At 67.2% G+C, this 19,878-nt stretch carries 24 protein-coding genes and 4 pseudogenes; 14 read left to right on the top strand and 14 right to left on the bottom strand.

All coding sequences use genetic code 11. The annotated features are described in order from the left end of the window. Positions 1 to 835 precede the first annotated feature (835 nt). Entirely contained in the window at positions 836 to 1,378 is a 543-nt protein-coding gene (locus tag AB0B86_RS08790; RefSeq protein ID WP_357409202.1) for a hypothetical protein, read from the top strand. A gap of 715 nt (positions 1,379 to 2,093) precedes the next feature. Here AB0B86_RS08790 and AB0B86_RS08785 read toward each other — a convergent pair. Next, positions 2,094 to 2,573 (bottom strand): hypothetical protein, encoded by a 480-nt coding sequence (locus AB0B86_RS08785; RefSeq protein ID WP_357417022.1) that lies wholly within the window; start codon positions 2,571 to 2,573, stop codon positions 2,094 to 2,096. A 770-nt stretch (positions 2,574 to 3,343) separates the two neighbouring features. Here AB0B86_RS08785 and AB0B86_RS08780 point away from each other — a divergent pair. After that, the gene (locus tag AB0B86_RS08780; RefSeq protein WP_357409437.1) at positions 3,344 to 4,306 is read left to right on the top strand and encodes a hypothetical protein; all 963 of its coding nucleotides are present in this window, start codon (positions 3,344 to 3,346) and stop codon (positions 4,304 to 4,306) included. A gap of 87 nt (positions 4,307 to 4,393) precedes the next feature. Here AB0B86_RS08780 and AB0B86_RS08775 read toward each other — a convergent pair whose 3' ends face one another. Next, positions 4,394 to 4,969 (bottom strand): hypothetical protein, encoded by a 576-nt coding sequence (locus AB0B86_RS08775; protein WP_357409206.1) that lies wholly within the window; start codon positions 4,967 to 4,969, stop codon positions 4,394 to 4,396. Between the two features lie 325 nt (positions 4,970 to 5,294). Between AB0B86_RS08775 and AB0B86_RS08770 the strand changes: the two are divergent. Both AB0B86_RS08770 and AB0B86_RS08765 read left to right on the top strand, forming a co-directional pair. Next, positions 5,295 to 5,577: pseudogene (locus AB0B86_RS08770) on the top strand (leucine zipper domain-containing protein); the annotation flags it as partial. Between the two features lie 487 nt (positions 5,578 to 6,064). After that, positions 6,065 to 6,334 (top strand): hypothetical protein, encoded by a 270-nt coding sequence (locus AB0B86_RS08765; RefSeq protein WP_357409208.1) that lies wholly within the window; start codon positions 6,065 to 6,067, stop codon positions 6,332 to 6,334. Positions 6,335 to 6,449: 115 nt separating this feature from the next. On the opposite strand, the gene AB0B86_RS08760 is transcribed toward AB0B86_RS08765, so the two are convergent. Further along, the gene (locus AB0B86_RS08760; RefSeq protein ID WP_357409209.1) at positions 6,450 to 6,785 is read right to left on the bottom strand and encodes a hypothetical protein; all 336 of its coding nucleotides are present in this window, start codon (positions 6,783 to 6,785) and stop codon (positions 6,450 to 6,452) included. 162 nt (positions 6,786 to 6,947) lie between these two features. On the opposite strand from AB0B86_RS08760, the pseudogene AB0B86_RS08755 reads away from it, so the two are divergent. The 3 genes and pseudogenes from AB0B86_RS08755 to AB0B86_RS08745 form a co-directional block, all read left to right on the top strand. Beyond that, positions 6,948 to 7,266, top strand: a pseudogene (locus tag AB0B86_RS08755) (NUDIX domain-containing protein); the annotation flags it as partial. A gap of 316 nt (positions 7,267 to 7,582) precedes the next feature. Then, a complete protein-coding gene (locus AB0B86_RS08750; protein WP_357409212.1) occupies positions 7,583 to 8,158 on the top strand; it encodes a GIY-YIG nuclease family protein in 576 nt (191 codons plus the stop codon). Positions 8,159 to 8,406: 248 nt separating this feature from the next. Then, on the top strand, positions 8,407 to 8,601 hold the full coding sequence (locus AB0B86_RS08745) for a hypothetical protein (RefSeq protein WP_357409214.1): 195 nt from the start codon (positions 8,407 to 8,409) through the stop codon (positions 8,599 to 8,601). A 48-nt stretch (positions 8,602 to 8,649) separates the two neighbouring features. Here AB0B86_RS08745 and AB0B86_RS08740 read toward each other — a convergent pair whose 3' ends face one another. From AB0B86_RS08740 to AB0B86_RS08720, 5 genes and pseudogenes are all read right to left on the bottom strand, one after another. Further along, positions 8,650 to 9,270 (bottom strand): hypothetical protein, encoded by a 621-nt coding sequence (locus AB0B86_RS08740; protein ID WP_357409216.1) that lies wholly within the window; start codon positions 9,268 to 9,270, stop codon positions 8,650 to 8,652. Between the two features lie 133 nt (positions 9,271 to 9,403). Further along, positions 9,404 to 9,523: pseudogene (locus AB0B86_RS08735) on the bottom strand (ATP-binding protein); the annotation flags it as partial. 61 nt (positions 9,524 to 9,584) lie between these two features. After that, entirely contained in the window at positions 9,585 to 10,157 is a 573-nt protein-coding gene (locus AB0B86_RS08730; protein ID WP_357417019.1) for a CbrC family protein, read from the bottom strand. Positions 10,158 to 10,237: 80 nt separating this feature from the next. Next, positions 10,238 to 10,714: a pyridoxamine 5'-phosphate oxidase family protein gene (locus tag AB0B86_RS08725; protein ID WP_357417017.1), complete on the bottom strand. Its 477-nt coding sequence runs from the start codon at positions 10,712 to 10,714 to the stop codon at positions 10,238 to 10,240. Then, a complete protein-coding gene (locus tag AB0B86_RS08720; protein ID WP_357417014.1) occupies positions 10,711 to 11,379 on the bottom strand; it encodes a DUF899 domain-containing protein in 669 nt (222 codons plus the stop codon). Before AB0B86_RS08720 ends, AB0B86_RS08725 begins: the two co-directional genes overlap by 4 nt. Positions 11,380 to 11,492: 113 nt before the next feature. Here AB0B86_RS08720 and AB0B86_RS08715 point away from each other — a divergent pair, with 113 nt between their 5' ends. Further along, entirely contained in the window at positions 11,493 to 11,966 is a 474-nt protein-coding gene (locus AB0B86_RS08715; RefSeq protein WP_357409224.1) for a helix-turn-helix domain-containing protein, read from the top strand. A 51-nt stretch (positions 11,967 to 12,017) separates the two neighbouring features. On the opposite strand, the gene AB0B86_RS08710 is transcribed toward AB0B86_RS08715, so the two are convergent. From AB0B86_RS08710 to AB0B86_RS08695, 4 genes are all read right to left on the bottom strand, one after another. After that, entirely contained in the window at positions 12,018 to 12,800 is a 783-nt protein-coding gene (locus AB0B86_RS08710) for a methyltransferase domain-containing protein (protein WP_357417010.1), read from the bottom strand. A gap of 369 nt (positions 12,801 to 13,169) precedes the next feature. Further along, a complete protein-coding gene (locus AB0B86_RS08705) occupies positions 13,170 to 13,403 on the bottom strand; it encodes a holin (protein WP_278144631.1) in 234 nt (77 codons plus the stop codon). A 212-nt stretch (positions 13,404 to 13,615) separates the two neighbouring features. Continuing rightward, on the bottom strand, positions 13,616 to 14,092 hold the full coding sequence (locus AB0B86_RS08700; protein ID WP_357417006.1) for a nitroreductase/quinone reductase family protein: 477 nt from the start codon (positions 14,090 to 14,092) through the stop codon (positions 13,616 to 13,618). Further along, a complete protein-coding gene (locus AB0B86_RS08695) occupies positions 14,089 to 14,868 on the bottom strand; it encodes an SDR family oxidoreductase (protein ID WP_357417002.1) in 780 nt (259 codons plus the stop codon). Before AB0B86_RS08695 ends, AB0B86_RS08700 begins: the two co-directional genes overlap by 4 nt. A gap of 143 nt (positions 14,869 to 15,011) precedes the next feature. Here AB0B86_RS08695 and AB0B86_RS08690 point away from each other — a divergent pair, with 143 nt between their 5' ends. The 6 genes and pseudogenes from AB0B86_RS08690 (at position 15,012) to AB0B86_RS08665 (ending at position 17,735) form a co-directional block, all read left to right on the top strand. Next, complete coding sequence (locus AB0B86_RS08690; protein WP_357409233.1) at positions 15,012 to 15,656, top strand: TetR/AcrR family transcriptional regulator; 645 nt, start codon at positions 15,012 to 15,014, stop codon at positions 15,654 to 15,656. Positions 15,657 to 15,766: 110 nt separating this feature from the next. Then, on the top strand, positions 15,767 to 16,312 hold the full coding sequence (locus AB0B86_RS08685) for a GNAT family N-acetyltransferase (protein ID WP_357416998.1): 546 nt from the start codon (positions 15,767 to 15,769) through the stop codon (positions 16,310 to 16,312). Positions 16,313 to 16,457: 145 nt separating this feature from the next. Then, positions 16,458 to 16,646: pseudogene (locus AB0B86_RS08680) on the top strand (SEL1-like repeat protein); the annotation flags it as partial. Positions 16,647 to 16,723: 77 nt separating this feature from the next. Beyond that, a complete protein-coding gene (locus AB0B86_RS08675; RefSeq protein WP_357416995.1) occupies positions 16,724 to 16,849 on the top strand; it encodes a hypothetical protein in 126 nt (41 codons plus the stop codon). A 145-nt stretch (positions 16,850 to 16,994) separates the two neighbouring features. After that, entirely contained in the window at positions 16,995 to 17,195 is a 201-nt protein-coding gene (locus AB0B86_RS08670) for a DUF1737 domain-containing protein (RefSeq protein ID WP_357416993.1), read from the top strand. A 45-nt stretch (positions 17,196 to 17,240) separates the two neighbouring features. After that, positions 17,241 to 17,735 carry a DinB family protein gene (locus AB0B86_RS08665; protein ID WP_357409241.1) on the top strand — a complete coding sequence of 165 codons (495 nt, stop codon included), beginning with the start codon at positions 17,241 to 17,243 and terminating at the stop codon, positions 17,733 to 17,735. A gap of 71 nt (positions 17,736 to 17,806) precedes the next feature. Here AB0B86_RS08665 and AB0B86_RS08660 read toward each other — a convergent pair whose 3' ends face one another. Together AB0B86_RS08660 and AB0B86_RS08655 are read right to left on the bottom strand one after the other, a co-directional pair. Continuing rightward, entirely contained in the window at positions 17,807 to 19,069 is a 1,263-nt protein-coding gene (locus tag AB0B86_RS08660) for a Gfo/Idh/MocA family oxidoreductase (protein ID WP_357416990.1), read from the bottom strand. Between the two features lie 10 nt (positions 19,070 to 19,079). After that, entirely contained in the window at positions 19,080 to 19,874 is a 795-nt protein-coding gene (locus AB0B86_RS08655) for a carbohydrate ABC transporter permease (protein ID WP_357409245.1), read from the bottom strand. Positions 19,875 to 19,878: the final 4 nt, after the last annotated feature.

Raw genomic sequence — 19,878 nt, 5'->3', positions numbered from 1 at the left:
CGTAGCGCTGGGCCGGCAGGTCACGAGCGGTCGGCGGCCCGGTGCGAGCCCGGTCTAGGGGGAGCAGGTTGGGAGCAGCGGGGTGCCCTGAACAGCTTTGAACAGCATCCAACGGCATCGAACAGCACTCAACTGCACCCACCCCTGCCTGCGGATCCACGTTCTCCCAGGTCAGAGCAGGTGCGGCGTCCTGCTTCCCGCGGAGTGCTCCGCGGTTCTGCGATGTAGTCGACAACGCTCTATGTCGCCTGGCAGGGGAGTGTGCGCAGGTCAAGGCGGTAAGGAGCCATTGGTTGGCCTGGCCTTGCAACTGGGAGCAGATTGGGTGCAGGTTGGCGAAGAGGTCTCCGTGCCCGAAGTGCTCACTGATGCCGGACAGAGACGAGGCGCTTTGACCTGCGGTGATGGAGATGGAGCGGTGCGGCGTGACCTCCCAGTAGATGTCGAAGTGGTCAGGCGTTGCTGCTCCCGCGATGGCTGGCGCCGGCCGACGTCTCGGTTCGCCTAAGGTCACGTCTTTAGGTGTGCTGCGGATCGATGTGGAGCGTTGTGGGTGAGCTTGCTGGGAGTCCGCCGCAGTTCCACCATTCGAGACACTGATCCCACGGGAAGCGTTCTGACCTGGCCCTTCAGGCTGGTGGACTCTTCGGCGGAACCGAAGGCGTCAGCACTGGCAGGCCGCGTGGAAGGCTCCCATGCTGATCAGGCGATCGAACTATCCATGACGCACGTTCCCGCAGGCTGCGGGTTTATGGGGCTCAGATCCCACTTCTGACGAATGACGGCAGGTGCTTGGCTGCCCTGCCGAATGGGTCCTGGTCTCTACGCTGTGCCCATGCAGGTCTTCCTTCCCGTTCTGTCGGCAGCGTTAGGGGCCGTCGTCGCCTTCGCCAGCGTGTGGTTGACCCAGCGCCGCACGGACAGCCGGTCTTTGCAGGAGCGCCGTGAACAGCGCCTGCTCCCCGCCTACTTGCGTTATCACTGCCATGTTCGCGAATGGGTCAAATCGATCGAGGGGCACGCACGGGCTGGTGGCATCACGGACGAATCCAATGACTTGATGCGGTCCGCCTTCGACAGTCTTAAAATGTCAGGCTACGAGATCGATTTGTTGGCCCCTCCTCACATCTCACGTGCAGCCGAGGAAGTTGAAGACCAGCTCTTGAGGCTCACCGAGAATCTGGGGTATGACCTGCGTCTTGCGTCTTTGAGTGCCGCCTCTGTTCCTGTCACCCGAGAGGTGATCAAGGAGGAGTTATTCCAGATAAGCGACGCAAGAATGACTTTGATGGTGCTAATGCAGCAAGATCTAGGTATACGAGTCATGGATGACTCGAGCATTGGAGTGCGAGACGAGAATCGGCTACTTCAGCAATAGCCATGACGGGCCAGGTCTCGGTCGCCGCTACAACTCACTGTGGAGTTGTCAAGGACCGAACGACGAGTGACCGTGCCCGCTGCGTTCCCGCGGCGGTACACCGTGAGCCGTCAGCGAACGCGGCCACGAAAAGCCCGACCTGGTCATCGGCGCAGCCGGCGTTGAGCACCAACCACGAGCCGGGCGCCAGCGGTGCCACCGGCCACGGCGGCGGCCCGTCGTCCGGATCTGTCGCGAGTCGGATGCCACGAGGCGTTTACCACCGCTGTGACCATGAGGACCTGACCGGTGCAAACGCGAGCCGGAGCGTCGCCTGCCGCGGAGAATCTGGTCCCGGTACTGCTGGAAGGTGTGCCGGACAGCGGTTAGCGACCGCCCGGCTGTCTCATGCCGTCTGGATCGGTCACATGGTCATCGAGGTCACCGCCCAGGCACCCGAGCTGGTGGACCGGGCTCGTGCCGCCGGCACCTGGCCATATCAGACTTGGACCCCTCAGGCGTAGCGCCCACACGTTCGGGGCCCGGCCGGCCGCTTTGGGAGCCCGCTCCACATCAGCGGGCTCTCCGCAGCCCGGCCTGACTCGAACGGTGCTGCCACCAGAGCGGGAGCGCATGGGCAAGGTTCGAGCCGAGCGATGCACGCCTCCCCGGTGTCCGGCTCCCCCGGGTTGTCGGCACGCTTCCCGGCGGGCGGTGCCTGGCCTGACGAACGCCGTCAGCGGGCCGGCCAGAAACCGATCATTATCCGCTCGGGGCCGACGGTGCGCCCGACCGGATCGAAGTCGGGCGAGCGCAGCAGCGCCCGCATCTGGGCCCTGCCTGCGACGTCGACGCGTACCCGGTAGCGGCCGGGAGGGCCTACTGGCAGAAGGTCGCTTACGGGGGCCATGTCGAGCAGGTGCGACAGGTACACGGTGCCGGTTTGCAGGGTGACCGCCGTGCTGTCGGTATCCGGCCACGTCGTGGAATCGACGGCCGCGGGTTCTCCGTCCCACGCCTGCACGGTCACCGACGCCCGACAGGTGGCGTTCGACGGGCTGGCGACAAACAGTGCGTCGCGCCCGCTCCAGCAGATGCGGTCCTGACTGAAGTCGGGGTCGCCGATATCGTCGGCGCGCTCGTCGAGCACGAGGAACAGGCCGTGGTCGGCGGCGACCGTGCCGCTGACGCTGCCGAGCAGATGTACCACCGTCACCTCCGCAGGGATATCCCAGCGTCACCTCCGCAGGGATATCTCAGGCCGACGCCGCACGGCGCCGGCCTGGGATATGGTTACCCGACTAACTGTCTACTGATGCACCTGGAGACTGCCCCGCTCAGTGGTTGCGGATCGGCCACGTCAAGGCCCCGGCAGAACCGTCTATTTCGCTTGGCACCGACAAAATACCTTCCGCGGCTGACGTAGCAGTTCATCGGCCCCACGACCGCCTGCTCAGCGAAGCCACCACCGCCGAAAGTCGGTGCGAGCAGGCGACGACCGTCAGTCGCCCGCCCGACAACCTCAGTGCCAGGGATGAAAGGCAGATCCGGCAAGGGTTGATACGACCCGCGAAAGCGGCTGGTACCGGCGAAGTTGACCCCTGCCGCGCTCACGTCGACGAGCAACTGCCCATCGATGGCCACCGGTTCAGGCAACTGACAAGATTCAAGACCTTGGGCCCGCCGAAGCGGGCACACTGCACGGCTCGCATGATCAGCACCGTGTACCGCGCCCGGCAGCAACCGGCCCACGCACAGTCCGACTCCATGATGTCCATCCGGTCCGATCGGCGAAGCGGGTGGTCCGCAAGGCTGTCGTGCCGAAGAGCGTGCGTAGGGCCAGCTAGGTGTTCTGTCCAGAGAGGTTGGGGACGCGGCTGGCGGGGGGCTGCCGAGTGCGGTGTGGTGGCGGTGATTGTTGTTTGTGTGGAGCCAGGCGGGCAAGGCGGCGCGTCGGGCGGACTCCGATCGGTAGGGCTTGACGCCGTGCGGATGCTTGTGCGGCGAGGCGCAACGACCCTGCTCGAACACGCCCGCGCTTCCTGGACCGCCATCTTCCGGAACTATTTCAACGACCCGAACCAGTTCAGGAAGGCCGCCGCGTTTCTCAGCTTCGCCATCGAGCAGCTCACCGACCTCATCGAAGGGTCGGGCTGGGAGCGGGAGTATCCCCGTGACGTCTGGCAGCTGCGCTTGTCTCGGCTACATCCCGCCGCCGCGTTACGGCAACTCAACCACACCGATATTCAGCAGCGCTGGCTCGTCGACTGCGCGAAGCGGTGGCTGCACTGGCGGCTGACCGTCGAGGAGAAGTCGATCAATACCGTGTCGGCCGATCTGCTGGCGCTGCGCCGGCTCTCGGCCTTTTTGACCGTGACCGGGCAAGCGCGCTACTCGATCCGCCAGCTTACCCGCCCAGTACTGGAGCAGCACATCGCCTGGCTGCACCAGCAACCGCAGCTCGGCAGCAGTGCCACCATCCGCGACAGCATCAGCGCCCTGGCGGTCTTCCTCCCGGCGTTGCAGGACCAGAGGACTGGGCGCCCGACCTGCCCCGAAACGCCGTCATCTACGCCCCGGACTACCCGAGAACGGATCCCGCTACGCGCCGGCGGCCTGAACGCCCACATCATGACCCAGGTCCGCGCGCACCTGCCCCGCTGGCCCCAGCCCGACGGCCGATTCCTGACCGAGCCATGCTGGCCACCGGGCTGCGCGTCGGTGACGCCTGCGCGTTCGGCTACGACCCGATCGTCCGCGACCGTGACGACAACCCGTACATCCGGTACTGGAACCACAAGATGCGCCGCGAAGCCTACGTCCCCATCAGCCTGGCAACGCTCGACAAGATCCGTGAACAACAGACCAGGGTGCGCGAGCAGTACCCGGCGGAGACTGCGGCATACCTCAGTCAGCCAGCTCCCCGGGGCCGGCCCGTTGACGGGTTGAGCGTTGGGGGCGGCCTCCCCAAACACGAGGTGGTCGTGCGGCTGTTGCCTGCGGTCCAGGGCAGGTCACCGCGTCTGGTGCCCGTGTTCAGTTGCTTGAGGATGCGGGCTTATGGCTCTCGAAAGAGGATGCGACACGTTGCTGTAAACGTTCGGATTGAGCGACTGACCCACCGCTCACACCAAGACCCTGCCGAGCCGCATGGTAGAAGCGATCACGTCGCGTGTTGGCCTGCTCGATGATTTCGGGTAGCGGCTGGGAAGTCTCCCCGACGCTACGGGCTCGGTGCTCGAGCCTCCAGACCGCCTCTCGCCAATCTTGCGCTGCAGCGACGGTGGCGGCGTCCCCAAGCAGCAGGACGTTTTCCCATACGAGGGTGTGCCTGAGGTCGGCGTTGGCGAGCAGAGCGAGTGCCGCTGTTTCGTCCAACCCCGAGCGGTACGCGTCACCGGCGTTCATGGACAGGACCTTCAGGGATACTGCCTGGATTTCCTTGAGCACTTGGGCGAACTCGCTGTACGCCTCCATCCGTCGTTCGTCCCATCGCACGGCCTGACCGCGTTTCCACTGGCTTCTGCTGGACAGGGCGGTCGCTAGACCTGTAGCCAGGGCACCGACGACGACGCCCAGTAGTGCCGGTAGCTGTGAGACGAACGCGTCCATCGCTCAAGGGTGTCACCCAGCGGCAACTCATGGATGGCGCCGGATTCACCGTTAATGCGACCCGCTGATGTCCTACAGCGCCGGAAACCGATTCCGTCGGCGTCCGCTTGCCTGATACCGCGACGGGCCGCTTCCCGTGATGCTCGCATCATGATCACCGTGATTCTGACCGGGGACGCTGGGAAATCTGGCTATCCGTCCGATCATTATGCGCGCGACGTGGAACGTACAGGAGTTGGTAAGGCGGTTCCCTCACGATGGAGTGAAGGCCTCCGGTTGTGGAGTGGATCTGTCGAGGAACCGCTCCGGCAACCAGGAGGCCTTCATGCTCCACCGTAATGCTGCTCTGACCCCACGCGCGCGTCTGCGGCTTGCGCGTCTGGTCGTGGACGAGGCCTGGCCGGTCGCCAGGCGGCACGGCGTTATGACGTCTCCTGGCGCACGGCCAAACGCTGGGCAGATCGTTACCGCGCGCAGGGCGCTGACGGTATGCGGGACCGTTCGTTTCGCCCCACCACAGCCCGACACGCACACCGCAGCCCGTGGTCCGCAAGGTCGTGCACCTGCGCTCCAAGCAGCGCCTCGGCCCCGTCCAGATCGGCGGGCGCCCGCCACCCCTCGGCCAGTCCTTTGTGGATGACAGCCGCGACCCGCAAGGGAAGAACAGGAATCGACGGACCGCCGAACCATTTGCTCGGGTGGTCCTGGGGCTGCTGACGAGCAGTACGCTGCCCTTGCGGTCGGCTTGCTCAACGGCGAGGGCGAGTGGACGCTCACCGAGCGCCTGGGCGTACGTGGGTCGTCCGCGCACTCGCCACCTGTAGACCACGCCGTCGACCGTGATGAGCCGAGAGCCCTTCGTGGTCAACGCCACGTCGGTCCCCTCGCCATCAGATGCCGGTGCCTGCAGCCAACCACGCCGCACCAGTGGTCGGGGTACACAGGGGGCACAGGACACCGTCAAACGTGGTCGACCAGCAACCAACGATGGCAGCCGGAGACGGTGTGTGACCAGGGACCGACCAGCATTCCTGCTGGTGGCGGGACACCGGCTCTTAGTTCCGCTCCAAGGTTTGAACGCCGTAGCATGCGCGCGTGTCAGATGACCCGATCTTCACGGCAGTGCTCGACAGCTTGCTTGAGTGCCTGGCGTTCTTCGAGCTGTGCGACGACGAGACACTCCACCCGGACATTGCCGTGCAGCAGATCGATGATGCAGCGTCCCGCCTGGGCGCGCTAGAACCTGCCGATCGGGCGCGTCTAGCCGCCGCCATCGCAGCCAGAGCGGAGAACTTCCAACCGCCCTACCGCCAGTTCGTCGAAGATGCGCCGGAGGCGTTCGGTCTCCTGGACGAGGACGATTGACCGAGCACCGCAGCCTGAGCTGTCGACAGCAACGGTGACAGCAACCGGCCCGGACGAAGAGGTCGGGTTGACCAGGCAGGTGGTCAACAAGTCCGGGAAGTATGGCCGGCTGCTGTCACGGGTGGACCTGTTCCAGGTTGTAGCCGCAGGTAGCGGTCGTTATGGAGTAGCCGACGGTGGCCGTCGCCAGCACGAGGCCAACACCGACGCCGAGGGCTGCTGCGCCTTTGGTGGACAGCCCAGTTCGCCAAACGCATACGGCAGTCACCACTGCGGCCGGGGGCAGCGAGAACGCGAGGGAGAGCCATACGGTCTCGCGCAACACCCATACCAACCAGGCTGGGTCTCCAGTGAGTTCCTCGCACGGCACCGGGTGTGCGGGCATAGGTGCCGCCGCCAGCGGCGCGGTGGCCAGACCAGCGAACGCGTATGCCAACAGTGTCCAGCCCATCGCAGCCCGGATCCTCGGCCAGTTATTCACAACACGGGACTGTGCCAGAGGCCGCCGAAGACGGCTACGGCGTTGCGCGTCCGTTTCAGGCGTCGCACCGGGAAGTGCGCCCAGGAGGCGTCGCCTACAGCAGGTGGCGGGTTCGGCGCGGATATTGGCGGGGTGTTGGAGAAGCGGGCGACGGAGTTGACCCGGTGGACCATCCACGGCGAGCGGGTCGTGTACGACACCCGGCGGGCGCGGTTGGGTATCGCTGAGGTGGAGTTGCCAGACGGCGTGCGCTTCGAGCAGTACGTGATCCGGGCTCCCCGGGTCGGCCATGGTCGCCGTCCTCGACGATCGGGAGCGCCTGTTGTTGATGCGGCGGCACCGGTTCGTGTTCGACCGGTGGGTGTGGGAGTTACCCGGCGGTTACGCCGACGAGGAGCAGCCGGCGCAGTGCGCGGTACGGGAGGTCGAGGAGGAAACTGGCTGGCGACCTCATGGGGTGGAGTCGTTGCGCTCCGACCACTGTTCCAGATGAGTCGCGGTCAGCAACTCGGTCATAGGATCTCCCTTACCGCCCCAAGATAGGGCGTCGGGGCGACAGTTTCGCTGCCGCGATGCTGCCTCCGTCTCGCGACTTCGCCGGCGGCCCCGGCCCCGACGCCATGCTCGGGACGGACCCTGACTGCACTGCTTCCGCTTATGCCGCATCGCGCTGGGCAGCGTCCCGCCAGGCTCCCGCATGTGCCGTCGCGCGGATCATCCGGTCCTTCCGGTCCGGCCACGATCCGCCCCGAATCTACGATGGCTTGATGACCATTTCCGACCGCGTCACCACGGACGAAGCCCGGGTCGAGGAGGCCCTGCGGCTGCTCTCCGGCGTGCCCGTCGAGCTGAATGTCGCCGTCAAGCGGCTCAGCCGTGGCAGCGGTGTCTACGCTTGGTGGGCTGCTCCCTCGGTCTTTCCCGACCTCCCCGGGCTGCCGAATGAGAACGTCCCGTCAGTACGGCTGCTGTACCTCGGACGGGCGACCAATTTGCGGGGCCGGATCCTGCGCAACCATCTGAGGCGTTCGGGCAGTTCGACTCTGCGTCGTACCCTGGCCGGACTTCTGCTAGCCGAGGGCTACCGGACGACCTGGACCGACCGTGTCGTCCTGGTCCCCGAGGATGAGGCGCGGCTGACCGCATGGATACACAGGCATCTGCGCTTGACGTGGGTGGAGGACGCGGAGCCGGCGACCATCGAGGCGGCGCTTGTCCGGCGTGTGCACCCACCGCTCAACGTACAAGGCGTCGACCCCGAGCATCTCCAATCGGCCGTGGTCGCGGCCAAGAACTCATACAACGCCAGCAGCCGCCCGGCCGAGCCTCCGCGAATGCCGTAACTGGTTGCCCGCCACACGCACGGGTGCGACTGGCGCTCATGCCGCCGATCTGTTGCTACGCGGTGTCATTCCACCCCGATCGAACCGGCTTCCGTCGTGCCGGCCAGAGCAGGAATTGATGGATTACGCCTCGTCGCCGGGATCGAGCCAGCGCCGGAGTGCGTAGGCGAGTCATGGATAAGTGCGCTCTCTCGAGGTTCGGGGTGAAAAAGTGTGCGAAAGATAGCTGTCATCGCGGAGCCCGGCGTGTGCGACGCTTGGGGGGCGTCCCGCCACGCACGATCCGCAGCACCCGCCTGGTCGACCTGGTCAACACCCTCGACCCCAAGCTCGTCGCCGCAGCACTCGGCCTCGACCCGCAAGCCCCGCTGATCTACCTCGCCGACCGGATCGACCTGGACCGACTCCAGGAGTTCAGCGGCCCATCCCAGTCGAGGGCGTAGATAGCGGCTGCTGACCCTCTCTACATCTCCACCCACAGGGAACCGGGCTCACAGCTCGGCAGGAACTCGCCGCTCATGCGATGCTTGCCGCCGCCTCCACCCTCCAGTGAGAACCCCAACGCAGCCCACTATCCCAGCCGTCAACAGCACCGATCCGCTGATGAAGTCAGCCACACGGTTCGGCCAGGGCAAGATCGAGGGAGTGGTGAACAGACCAAGGACAAACGGTTCAAGCACGGCTCCGGCGGGGACGACAAAGCGGGCCGCCACCCCCCACAGATTCGGCCGCCGCGCGATCGCGCCCACCAGTCCGAGCGGTCCGCCCACAACCATCGCAGCCAGGAGCCAGTGCCGGTTGGCCGTCCAAACACCCGGATCGAACATTCCGAAGGCTATCCCCACGCCGTAGTGCACCACGCAAGCGGTGAGCAAGGAGACCGCTCCGGCGGCAAAGGCCGAGACGGGGCGACGGACGAGCCACCCGGACCCCGCTGCCAGCCCGGCCCAGACCGACCCGGCATTGACCAGTTGGCTGAGCGTCAACCGCGCGGCAAGCAGCGTGTTTGCCTTGCCTTCAAGCTGACTCAGGGTCGTCACGTTCGAGGCAAGTGACACCAGAGCCAGCACGCTGGCCGCGGCAACCACCAGCCACCATCCCCGTCGATCCATAGCAAGAGGTTACGCACTAAAGGATCACCCCTCCGGACAGGACCGTCGCAGGGCTCGGTTGACCCAAGTCGCCCTGGACGAACCTGTCCGCTTTCGACGGTGCCTGACACACGTTCACGTGAACATGTGCCCCTTTGCCGAAGCTCTTGTTCGAGGTGAGCAGGGTGGAGCCCTTCTCGTATCGCTTGGAGATGACCTGGAAGACGAGGTTGGCTTGGGCGGGTTCCAGCGGCTGGTAGCCGACCTCCGGGACGTAGCCAGCGTTCGCGGCTTTGCCGAAGAGAGTGCGTCTGCGTCTCGGCGATAAGCCGCGGTTAGCCGATATCCCAGGACGCGAGGTGAGTGCCGCAATGCAGGCATTGGAATAGATACGCGGTGGGCTCACCGTTGCGATCGAGCCGGTGCAGGAACTCTTCGGTTTCCTCGGGTGACCAGCCCAGTTGCCGGTGGCTCGCCCGAAGCATGTTCAGGGCGTCCGGATGAGGTTCGACATCGCGGTAGCCAGCCGGGCCGAGAAAAGCCGCGCCATCGCCGCAGTGGTAGAGCCATGACTCTTGCTGCCAACCGGTGAAGCCAGGGGTCCGGCGAGTGATCTCCTCGATGACGTGGTGCGGCACGTCGTCAGGCACGTCGATCGCGTCGCTGAACTCGGCAGGCATGTCCAGGAGGTCGCTGCCATCCGTGGCGACGGCAACGACGACGAGCGCCCTGGAAGCCTCCCCGGAGTAGATGCAGTGCAGGCAAAGAGTCCCGGGTTGCCTGCCGTAGATCGGTCCCCGGTAGCGAACTTGCCGAAGTTGCCCGCAGACACTGCATTCGTGCTCAATCTGCATCGCCGAGCCCGTGGCTAAGGGGTCAGGGTGGTATCGAAACACCGGCTCGGTCACGAGCCCATCATGCCAACTGTTGGTCACAGCCCCGACGGGGCTGCTGATCCCCACCACCTCGCACACGCCTTCAAGCCCGGTCAGAGGACCGTTGATCTGGCGGTGTAGAAGAAGGCGTACTCGGGCGAGCCGGAAAGACTCCCGTCGTGGGCTCGACCGGCTCGGATGTCGAACGGCCAGCCGTACTTCGTCGCGAAGGCAGCGGCCACCTCGCGCAGCGCGGTTTCACCGGTGATCGGACGAGCGGTGCCGTTCACCACCAGGTCGAGGTCTCCGCCGCTCGCGGTGATGACGCAGGACGGGTTGCGCGCGAGGTTACGGCTCTTGCGGGAGCTGGGACGGCTTGCGACGCACGGCGTCTCGTCGACCAGCACCGGCATCACCGGTGTGGCGTGCGGGCGCCCATCTGGCCGTACCGTCGAGAGCCAGCACTTCTGCACCGACCGCAGGCAGGCCAGTGCCTGACTCCAGGGTTTCAGGGTCGCGACGTCGGTGTTGAACGGCGTCGCGTCCTCCGGCCGGAAGAGCAGCTCGGCAACCGGTGTGCTGGCGGTCATGCCGGGGCTCCGGACGTGCCGTACTCGTCGTGCAGCCGCCACCACTGGTAGGGCTGGGTTTGCGGCCAGCCCTCCGGCGAGTCCTCCCAGGCCTCCTGCCGGCCGTACGGTGCCAGGTCGAGGAAGGTCCAGTTGCTGCCGAGCCGTTCTACCCCGCGGGCGGTGGTGGAGTAGGTACGGAAGATTCGTTCGTCGTCGCGGAGGAAGACGTTCAGCGCGAACCCGTCGCCGGCTCCCATGTCCGCGTTGAAGCTGTTGTTCAGCGACGAGTACCACGGGACGGCCCAGCCCATCCGTCGCCGAAACGCCATGAGGTCGGCCAGCGGGCCGTGGGACGCCAGCGCCACGGTGACGTCACGGGCGTTGAGGTGGGCCAGGTGTCCGATGTTGTCGGCGAACATCGAGCAGCCGGAGCAGACGTCGTCGGCGCCGTGCCACATGAAGGTGTAGACGACGAGCTGGCGGCGACCCTCGAACAGGTCGACCAGGCGGGCCGGCCCGTCGGGGCCCTCGAACACGTAGTCCCGATCGATCAGGGTCATCGGCAGCCTGCGCCGCGCCGCAGCGACGGCATCCAGCTGACGGGTGAGTTCCTTTTCTCTGACGCGGAGGGTGTCCAGGGCGGCTTGCCAGTCCTCGGTCGGCACGACGAGCGGCAGGTTCATGCGGCCTCTTCTCGGTCGAGGGACGTCCGGGCGGTCCGTTCCCTCAAGGGACGGACCAGGTGACGGTAGCAGCGTCCGTTCCCTTAGGGAATCCTCTTGCGTATCGTGGCGTCATGCAGCGAACGCAGTTCGGCGCCATGGCGTGCTCGATCGCCCGAACTCTCGACGTCATCGGTGAGCCGTGGTCCCCGCTGATCCTGCGCGACATCTACGCCGGCACGACTCGCTTCGAGCAGCTCCAGCGGCAGCTCGGCATCTCTCGCAAAGTGCTCGCCGAGCGGTTGAGTTGGCTGGTCGGGCACGGTGTGCTGGCTCGGCGTGAATACTCTGCCCGGCCGGTCCGCCATGAGTACACGTTGACCGACAAGGGCACGGAGTTGTGCGACCTGCTCCTGGTCCTGGTCCGGTGGGGCGACCGGTGGACCGCGAACGACGCCGGCCCGCCGGTGCTCTTCCGCCACCACGACTGCGGCGAGATCAGCCACGTGGAACTGCGGTGCGCGCAATGCGGACGACCCATGCACGCCACGGACATCGATCTGTTGCCCGGCCCGGGTGCCGATGCCGGAGCCGCCGACCGGGGGTGAACGGGTGAGGCGGTCGTCGACGTCTGGCGATCCCCACTTGACGTCTCCGCCTCAGGTGACCGTGGCGGCGGTAAGGAAGAACGTAACCGCGTACGTGAGCCGGCGCGCCACAACGGCTTCGTCGAACTGCTCCTCGAAGGCACGAGCTTCGGCCGGGTCGAGTGCGCCGCGTCGAGCAGCTGTGGCAGCCCAACTGCGGAGGCCGAGGACGTTGTCGACGGCGGTGGGATTCCTGACCACCAGCGTTCGGGGCTCGACGGTGACGTCGGCCAGGCCGTGTGCGGCGAGGAGGCCACCATGTTGGTGCGCCAGTGTGCCGTTGCGGAGGAGGACGTCAGCCCGGAACCTCAGCACGCGCCGGGCCAGGCCCTGATCGGCGATGTCGAGCACCTGGGTGTCGTAGTCGGGGTCCGCGAGGACGACGCGACCACCCCGCCGGACGACCCTGATGAGTTCCTTGATCGCCGCGTCCGGATGGGCGAGGTGTTGCAGGGTGCGGTCGGCCCAGGCCCCGTCGAATGAGTCGGCGAGGAAGGGCAGGTGATGAGCGTCGGCGACGGTGCTGTGGGTCAGGCCGCGAGCTTGCATGGCAGCAGCCATGGTCAGTGCGTGGTCCACCGTCACCACGCTGACACTGTGTTGACCCTTCAGCCTGGCTGCGCTTGCCCCCGTGCCAGCCCCGACATCGACGTAGCGACGACCAGGCGCCGGCTCGAGCAGCTGACGGACCCGCTGCTGGTACGCCTGGTAGAAGGGTTCCTCGCTGAGACGGTCCAGGACGTCGACCCACGAGTCCGGATCCGGCTGGCGGTCGACGTCGGTGAACCCGTGCATGGTTGGCAGCTTAGATCGGGGGTTGCGCTCGCGATGTCGCCTCCGACAGCAACGGTGCCGGTCGGCGGCGCTGCTCGGAGGCCGCGCGTGACCACGCACGGTCCGGTCCGGAGCCTGCCGGCGACCGGAATCTGGGAACGGGACCATCAGGAAGGGGTGAAGAGGGTGCCAGTTCCCCTCGGAGAGACGATCTCAACTGCGGGCGCTGCCCCCCGGACCACGACACGAGCCGGACAATACGTGGAGCAAGGACGCGCACTCGGACTGCCGCGACACGCAGGTCTCGGGCCACCGCCTCACCGATGACAGAGGGCGACCAGCACACGCCCCCGCCGGTCGAGGTCAGCGGGGGCGCTGTCGTTCCTGGAGCTACTGCTCGGCACCGACGAGGCTGGGGGAGTCGCTCTCTCCCGACACCTTCGCACTCACCAGTGAGGTGAGCACCGACAGCACCGCCGCACCGGATGCGATGCCTCCGGCGGCTGCCCAGTCCGCCTGCCACGCGTTGAACACGACATCGGCGCCCCAATAGAGGAGCAGGCCCTGTGCGGCGCTCTTCACCGCCCGCTCGGCGGTGGCCTTCCAGAACTTGGTGGTGAACATCTCGGTACCTCCAGGGGTAGCTGCATCGGACCGTCCATATGCCAAGAATGCCTGGTCAGAGGCGGTAAGTGCTTGCCGCGCTGGCCGGAATCACCGGCTGCTGGGCCGGAGGCATCGGCGGAACAGGCCCGCGAGGAGGCGCTCGCAGTGCGCCACCCGCGTCCCTGGAACCTCGGCGCGGGCGATCACGCCGAGGACTGTCAGATCCGTGACTACGACGGAGGGCGGAAGCAGATGCGCATCAGCCGACTGTCGGCCCAGTCTTCGAGTCGGGTCGGCCGGATGGTGCCGGGGTCGTGGGGTTGGTTGAGGTCCGCCACGATCTCCGCCAGCACGGCCTGACGTTCTGCTGGGTCGGTGACAGGGGTGGCCCGTGCGGGCAGATCCGCGCGTACCCCGTTCTTGAGGTGGAAGGTGAAGTCGGGATTGGCGAGCAGGTTCGCATGCCAGTCGGTCGCGCCACCGCCGGCGCCGCTGCACAGGTAGGTGGTGCCCGCGGCTCGGTAGAAGAAGATCTCGATGCGGCGTGGTCGGCCGGTACGGCGCCCCAGCGTGGTGATGTCGATGATCCGTTCGCTGGTGCCCGCGGCGGGGGTGATCTCGATGGCCCGTCGGATGTGGTCGGGCAGGTGGGACACGGACGTGTCCCGTGTGGAGTCGTTCGCCCCGGCCGTCCCCGGGGTGCTCATGCGGTCTCGGCCTGGAGGGCGGGCCCGAGGAGGAGTCCGCCGTCGATGACGTACTCCGACCCCGTGATGAACGACGCGTCCGAGGACGTGAGGAACAGCAGAAGCCGGCTGACCTCGCTCGGCTCCCCGAGCCGGGGGACGGCGAACGGCTCGGGTGAGTAGAAGTCGGCGATCGCCGCGACCGCGCCGGCTGCTGGTTCGTGGATGAAGGATGTCGAGATCACGCCGGGGTGGATGGTGTTCACCCGGATGTGGTCGCGGCCGAGTTCGAGTGCCGCCGTTTGGGTGAGGCCCCGCACGGCCCACTTGCTGGCGACGTACGGCGCGTAGTGCGCCGTGCCGCCCAGGCCCATCGTCGAGGCGACGTTGACGATGGCTCCTCCTCCCGCGCGGCGCAGAGCCGGGGCTGCGACCTTGATGCCGAGGAAGGTCCCGGTGAGGTTGATGTCGAGGATGCGCGACCACGTGGCCTGCTCCGTGCTCTCGATCGTTGCCGGCGGATTCTGCACGCCTGCGTTGTTGACGAGCACGTTCAGGGTGCCGAAGGCGTTCTCGGCGGCCAGCACGGCGGCGGACCACGAGCTTTCGTCGGTGACGTCCAGGCGGGCGAAGCGGGCGCGGTCCCCGAGCTCGTCGGCGAGAGCGGCGCCGCGTCGCGCGTCGATGTCGGCGATCACCACGTTCGCTCCCTCCGCGTGAAAGGCGCGCACGTGGCTTGAGCCCTGGCCGCCGGTCCCGCCGGTCACGAGCACTGTCTGGTTGTGGAAGCGGGGCATCAGATGCTCCTTGGGTACGGGGGTGAAGGGCCGGATCACCGGTGATGAGCGGCGGCCCAGTGGTGAGCCGGTCGACTCACCATTACCCGACACTAGGTCGGCGGCGGTTGCGAGTCAAGCCACTCACCTCGTAGGCTCGACCCATGAGCAAGGTCGTGCCGACGTACCATCAGCGGGTCGCCCAGGAGAAGCGCGCGTTGATCGTGACGGCCGCGACCGCGCTGTTCCTCGAGCTGGGGTACGACCGGACGTCGCTGGCGCGGATCGCCGAGTGCTCCGGCGTTTCGCGGGCCACCTTGTTCAAGCAGTTCCCGACCAAGGCCGCCCTGTTCGACGCCATCGTGACCGAGTCCTGGTCGACCGCCGCCGAGGAGGCTCCTCCGCCGGTCGGCAACGTCATCGACGGGCTGAGCATCATCGGTCGCCGATACGCCGAGCTGCTGGGCCGTTCCCAGATGACCGACCTGTTCAGGATCGTCATCGCCGAGCTGCCGCGCTTCCCCGAGCTGGCCCATGCGCAGTTCTCGCAGGGGAAGATGCCCTACTTCGAGTCCGTACGCAGCTACCTCCTCGCTGAGCACGAGGCGGGCACGGTGCGTGTCGAGGACGCGGAACTCGCCGCCACCCAGTTCCTGGGCATGATCTCCAACTACGTCTTCTGGCCGACACTGCTGGTGCCCGGCTGGGAGGTGAGTGCCGAGCGCGTCGCTCAGGTGGTCGACGAGGCCGTCCGCACCATCGCCGCCCGGTACGCCACCACGGGGCCGGGGGCGTCCACCAACGACTGAGCCCCACCCACCGAGACGGAGACCCGCCGCAGGAGCTGCTGCCCGCGCGAGGCCGTCAGCACGCCAGGTGATCCATCGCCCGACGGGTGCCGAGGTGCTACGAAGGGTACGTGTCATACCCGACGAGTTCCCTCGACGCCACCTCCCTCGAGACTCCGCGCCTGCTGTTGCGCTGCTTGCAGGACGACGACCTGGACGGGTTCGCCGCGATCAACGCGCAACCCGAGGTGATGCGCTACATCCACGACGGCAACACCCTGGACCGCGCCGCGACCGCGAAGCGCCTGGCCGTCTATCAGCGGCACTGGGACGAGCACGGCTTCGGCCTGTACGCGGTGCAGATCAAGGAAACCGGCGAGCTGGCCGGTTTCACCGGACTGGCCGTGCCGACCTTCCTGCCCGAGATCATGCCGGCGGTGGAGATCGGTTGGCGGCTCGGCCGTTCGCACTGGGGTCGGGGCCTGGCCACCGAGGCGGCCCGGGCCGTCGTCGCCCGCACCCGTGCCGAGCTCGACCTACGGCGGCTGGTCAGCATCCACGTCGTCGGCAATGAGGCGTCCGCTCGGGTGATGGTCAAGCTGGGCATGTCGCTGGAGCGCGAAACGGTGCAGCCGGACACCGGCCGCCGGGTCCGGGTGTACGCGATGGACCTGTAGCGCGGCATCGATGCATGGGCCCGGCGGCCAGCGTTGGCCGATCCGATCTGCGAAGCAGCCCACCATGATCGAGCAGTTCCGGTGACGTCGGATCATCCGACACGGCCCGCGATTCCCGCCCCAGCGTGTTCCTACACTGCTCGGCGTGACATTGCAGGCGTACGACCGCGGGGTGCTCGCCGTGCAGCGGCGCGCTTTCGATGAGGCTCGTGAGCAGTTGGCGTCGGCCGGTTCGGACGACAGGGCGTTGCTGTTGCTGGGCCAGTTGGCCAGCAACGGTGATGGTGAGCCGGTGGACCCGGTGAGGGCCCGCCGGCTGTACGAGCGGGCAGCCGAGTTGGGCAACGGCGAAGGCGCCCACAATCTCGGCGTTCTGTACGCCAAGGACGAGGTGTCGCCCAGGACTTCGCGGTGGCGCTTGAGTGGTATCGGCGTTCGGCCGAGCTGGGTGATGTGCCTGCCCGCCGGATGGTCGGTCTGATGTACGCCACCGGGCAGGGCGTGCCGGTCGACGAGGACGAGGCGGAGCGACAGTGACGATCGGCAGCGGCCGCCGGCGAAGTCCGGGCACTTCACGACCTGGGGACGCTCTTCGCGTACCACAAGAGCCGGCTGCCGGAGGCAGACCTCCTGGTGCGGCGGCAGGCTTCCCAGAGCGCCGCCGCGCAGCGACAATGCGGCGATGTCTGACGTCACTGAGCCGCTCCGCTATCGCCTCATCACCGGACCCGACGACGCTGAGTTCTGCGCCCGGGTCAGCGCCCTTCTCGACCAGGGCTACCAGCTGCACGGATCGCCGGCCCTGACCCTCGACGGCGACCGCGTCATCGCCGCACAGGCGTTGGTGCTGTCGCACTCCACCAAGGGCAGCGCCAGGTCGTGACGTCCCAGCCTGCCCTTTCCGGATGACAGTACGTAGGGTCGGGGCGTGATCGAATCCCAACGCGAACCCGTACCGCGCAACGACGGTGGCGAGCTCGACACGACCCTCGCCTTCCTGTCCTTCGCGCGATCATGCGTGCTGAAGAAGGTCGCCGGCCTGAACGAGGAGCAGTTGCGGCGCCGCCTGGTCGTCTCCGACACCACGTTGCTGGGCCTGGTCCAGCACCTGACCGGCGCCGAACGGTACTGGTTCGGCTACACGTTCGCCGGCGACCCGCGTTACGCCGAGGTGGACTCCGGCATGGTGGTCGAGCCGGACCGCTCCCCGGAACAGGTCATCGGCGACTACCGGTCCGCGATCGCCGACAGCGACGCCCACATCGTCGCGGCCGCCGGCCCCGACGTCCGCACCGTGCAGAACGTCGATGACGCGCCCCGTACGCTTCGCTGGGTGCTCGCCCACATGACGGGCGAGACCGTCCGGCATGCCGGTCACGCCGACATCCTGCGAGAGCTGATCGACGGTGCCACCGGCCGGTAGGGAGCGCGGTTCCCGGGGCGACCGTTCCCCGATCGCCCCGGGTTCTCGTTCGGCGGATGTCCGGCGTACCCCTAGATCGGGGTTGCGGGAATGAGTTCGACGACGCTGCCGGTGGCGCGGGACTGCTCAGCCGCCCAGACGACCCGGTGTGAGGAGATGCTCTCCTCCGGCCCGGAGGTGACCAGGGATCGGTCGCCGGTGGCGACCGCCGCGATGAACGCCTCGATGAGGGCCCCGTCGGCGCCGCCGTGTCCGTCGGCGGCCGAGGCGTCGCCTGCGGGGTCCAGGTCGATGGTCTCGACGGTGTCGGTGAGGAAGTCGTGGACGCGCAGGGTGCGGCCGTCGCCCTCGATGCTGCCGTACGTGCCGAAGATCCGGGTCTTGCGGAAATCGAGCGCGGTGAAGGCCGTCATCGTGAAGGCGACGGTGATGCCGCCCTCGTATTCGAGGTTCACCACCTGGTGGTCGACGACGTCGTTGCGACCTGTGTAGACGCAGGTGCCGTACGGGCCGTCCTCCAGGGCCTTGCGGACGCCGTCCGCGCCGACATCGTCGGTGAGCACGCCCAACGGCCACGCCTCGTGGACCGGGTCGCCGAGGAAACGCTCGTAGATCCGGATCGCGGAGTAGGCGCACGAGCGTTCGACCGGGCAGTCGACGCAGCGCCCGGCCGCTCCGGCCGGCCGGTTCTCCGGCCGGAAGTGGGCGAGGCCGCCGAAGGAGGAGACCCGGCGGACCGGTCGGCCGATGAGGTGGCCGAGCCAGTCGATGTCGTGGCACGACTTGGCCAGCAGCATCGAGGACGACTCGGCCTCCACCGCCCAGTTGCCGCGCACGTAACTGTGGGCGTGGTGCCACCAGCCGACAGGTTCCAGGTGGTCGATGCTGACGATGGCACCGATCCGCCCGGAGTCGATCAGCCGCTTGAGTGTCTGGGAGTAGGGCGTGTACCGGAGTACGTGACAGACGGCGAGGAGGACGTCGTTGTCGACGGCTGCGGCGACGATGCGTTCCGCCTGCTCGGGCAGCGGCGCCATCGGCTTCTCCAGCAGGATCGCGTAGCCGCGTTCGGCGACGGCCACCACCGGCTCGACGTGCGCGCGATCGGGGGTCGCGACGATCACCGCGTCGGCGAGCCGGGGCTGTGCGGCGAGGTCCTCCCACGAGGCGAACCGGCGCTCCGCGGGTACGTCGAACTCGTCGGCCAGGGCGATGCGGCGGGCGGGGTCGGGATCGGCGACAGCCGCGATCGTGGCTCTGGTGGTGGCGGCGGCGAGGCGTGCGTAGGCAGCGCCGCGCGCTCCGGCACCGACGATCGCCAGTGTGATGGACATCAGGTGTCTCCTATTTGATGGCGCCGGAAAGGATGCCTTTGACGAAGTGGCGCTGGAAGAAGAGGTAGAGGATGACCACGGGCACGATGACGATGATCGTTCCGGCGCTGAGCAGCGGGATGTTGCGGCCGTAGGCCTGGATGAACTTGCCGAGCCCGGACGGCGCCGTACGCATCGCCGGGTCCTGGATGAGGATCAGCGCGAGCAGGAACTGGTTCCACGCCCACATGAAGTAGAGGAGGCCGAGGGTGGTGAGCGCCGGCCGTGCGGTGGGCAGCAGGACCTGGCGCAGGATCTGCCTGCTGGTCGCGCCGTCCATCTCGGCTGCCTCGGTCAGTTCCGGCGGCAGCGACTCGAAGTGGCTCCGCATCCAGAACACCCCGAACGGCATGAACGCCCCGATGAGCGGCAGGATGACCGCCCAGTAGGTGTTGAGGAGCCCGATCGACTTGAGGTCGTAGTAGAGCGGGATGACGATCGACTCATACGGCAGGGCCAGACCCAGCATGAGCAACGCGAAGATCGGCCCCCGGACGGCGAGCCGCATCATCGCCAGCCCGTATCCGGCGAGCGTCGCGAGCACCAGTGCGAGGGGTACGACGCCGAGCGCGATGATCAGACTGGACTTCATGAGGTCCGCGAAGCCACCTGTCGACCAGGCGTCGACGTAGTTGTGCCACTGCGGGTCCGACGGCCACGCGAGCCCCGGGCTGAGATTGTCCTGTGGTTGCAGGGACGCGGCGAGGATCGCGTAGAAGGGGACGAGCACCGAGGCGGTGGCGGCCAGCAGCGACAACCGGGTCATCGAC

Origin of the sequence: Micromonospora sp. NPDC049047, from assembly GCF_040649135.1 — a bacterium.
Lineage (GTDB): Bacteria > Actinomycetota > Actinomycetes > Mycobacteriales > Micromonosporaceae > Micromonospora.
The sequence above is the reverse complement of the archived record's forward strand: the minus strand, read 5'-3'. Positions and strand labels throughout refer to the sequence as shown.

Bases quoted from the DNA above. Each gene is read 5' to 3' on its own strand.
- AB0B86_RS08790 (WP_357409202.1), top strand. From the start codon at position 836: ATGCAGGTCTTCCTTCCCGTTCTGTCGGCAGCGTTAGGGGCCGTCGTC.
- AB0B86_RS08775 (WP_357409206.1), bottom strand. From the start codon at position 4,969: ATGGACGCGTTCGTCTCACAGCTACCGGCACTACTGGGCGTCGTCGTC.
- AB0B86_RS08760 (WP_357409209.1), bottom strand. From the start codon at position 6,785: ATGGGCTGGACACTGTTGGCATACGCGTTCGCTGGTCTGGCCACCGCG.
- AB0B86_RS08750 (WP_357409212.1), top strand. From the start codon at position 7,583: ATGACCATTTCCGACCGCGTCACCACGGACGAAGCCCGGGTCGAGGAG.
- AB0B86_RS08740 (WP_357409216.1), bottom strand. From the start codon at position 9,270: ATGGATCGACGGGGATGGTGGCTGGTGGTTGCCGCGGCCAGCGTGCTG.
- AB0B86_RS08725 (WP_357417017.1), bottom strand. From the start codon at position 10,714: ATGACCGCCAGCACACCGGTTGCCGAGCTGCTCTTCCGGCCGGAGGAC.
- AB0B86_RS08720 (WP_357417014.1), bottom strand. From the start codon at position 11,379: ATGAACCTGCCGCTCGTCGTGCCGACCGAGGACTGGCAAGCCGCCCTG.
- AB0B86_RS08715 (WP_357409224.1), top strand. From the start codon at position 11,493: ATGCAGCGAACGCAGTTCGGCGCCATGGCGTGCTCGATCGCCCGAACT.
- AB0B86_RS08710 (WP_357417010.1), bottom strand. From the start codon at position 12,800: ATGCACGGGTTCACCGACGTCGACCGCCAGCCGGATCCGGACTCGTGG.
- AB0B86_RS08705 (WP_278144631.1), bottom strand. From the start codon at position 13,403: ATGTTCACCACCAAGTTCTGGAAGGCCACCGCCGAGCGGGCGGTGAAG.
- AB0B86_RS08700 (WP_357417006.1), bottom strand. From the start codon at position 14,092: ATGAGCACCCCGGGGACGGCCGGGGCGAACGACTCCACACGGGACACG.
- AB0B86_RS08695 (WP_357417002.1), bottom strand. From the start codon at position 14,868: ATGCCCCGCTTCCACAACCAGACAGTGCTCGTGACCGGCGGGACCGGC.
- AB0B86_RS08690 (WP_357409233.1), top strand. From the start codon at position 15,012: ATGAGCAAGGTCGTGCCGACGTACCATCAGCGGGTCGCCCAGGAGAAG.
- AB0B86_RS08670 (WP_357416993.1), top strand. From the start codon at position 16,995: ATGTCTGACGTCACTGAGCCGCTCCGCTATCGCCTCATCACCGGACCC.
- AB0B86_RS08660 (WP_357416990.1), bottom strand. From the start codon at position 19,069: ATGTCCATCACACTGGCGATCGTCGGTGCCGGAGCGCGCGGCGCTGCC.
- AB0B86_RS08655 (WP_357409245.1), bottom strand. From the start codon at position 19,874: ATGACCCGGTTGTCGCTGCTGGCCGCCACCGCCTCGGTGCTCGTCCCC.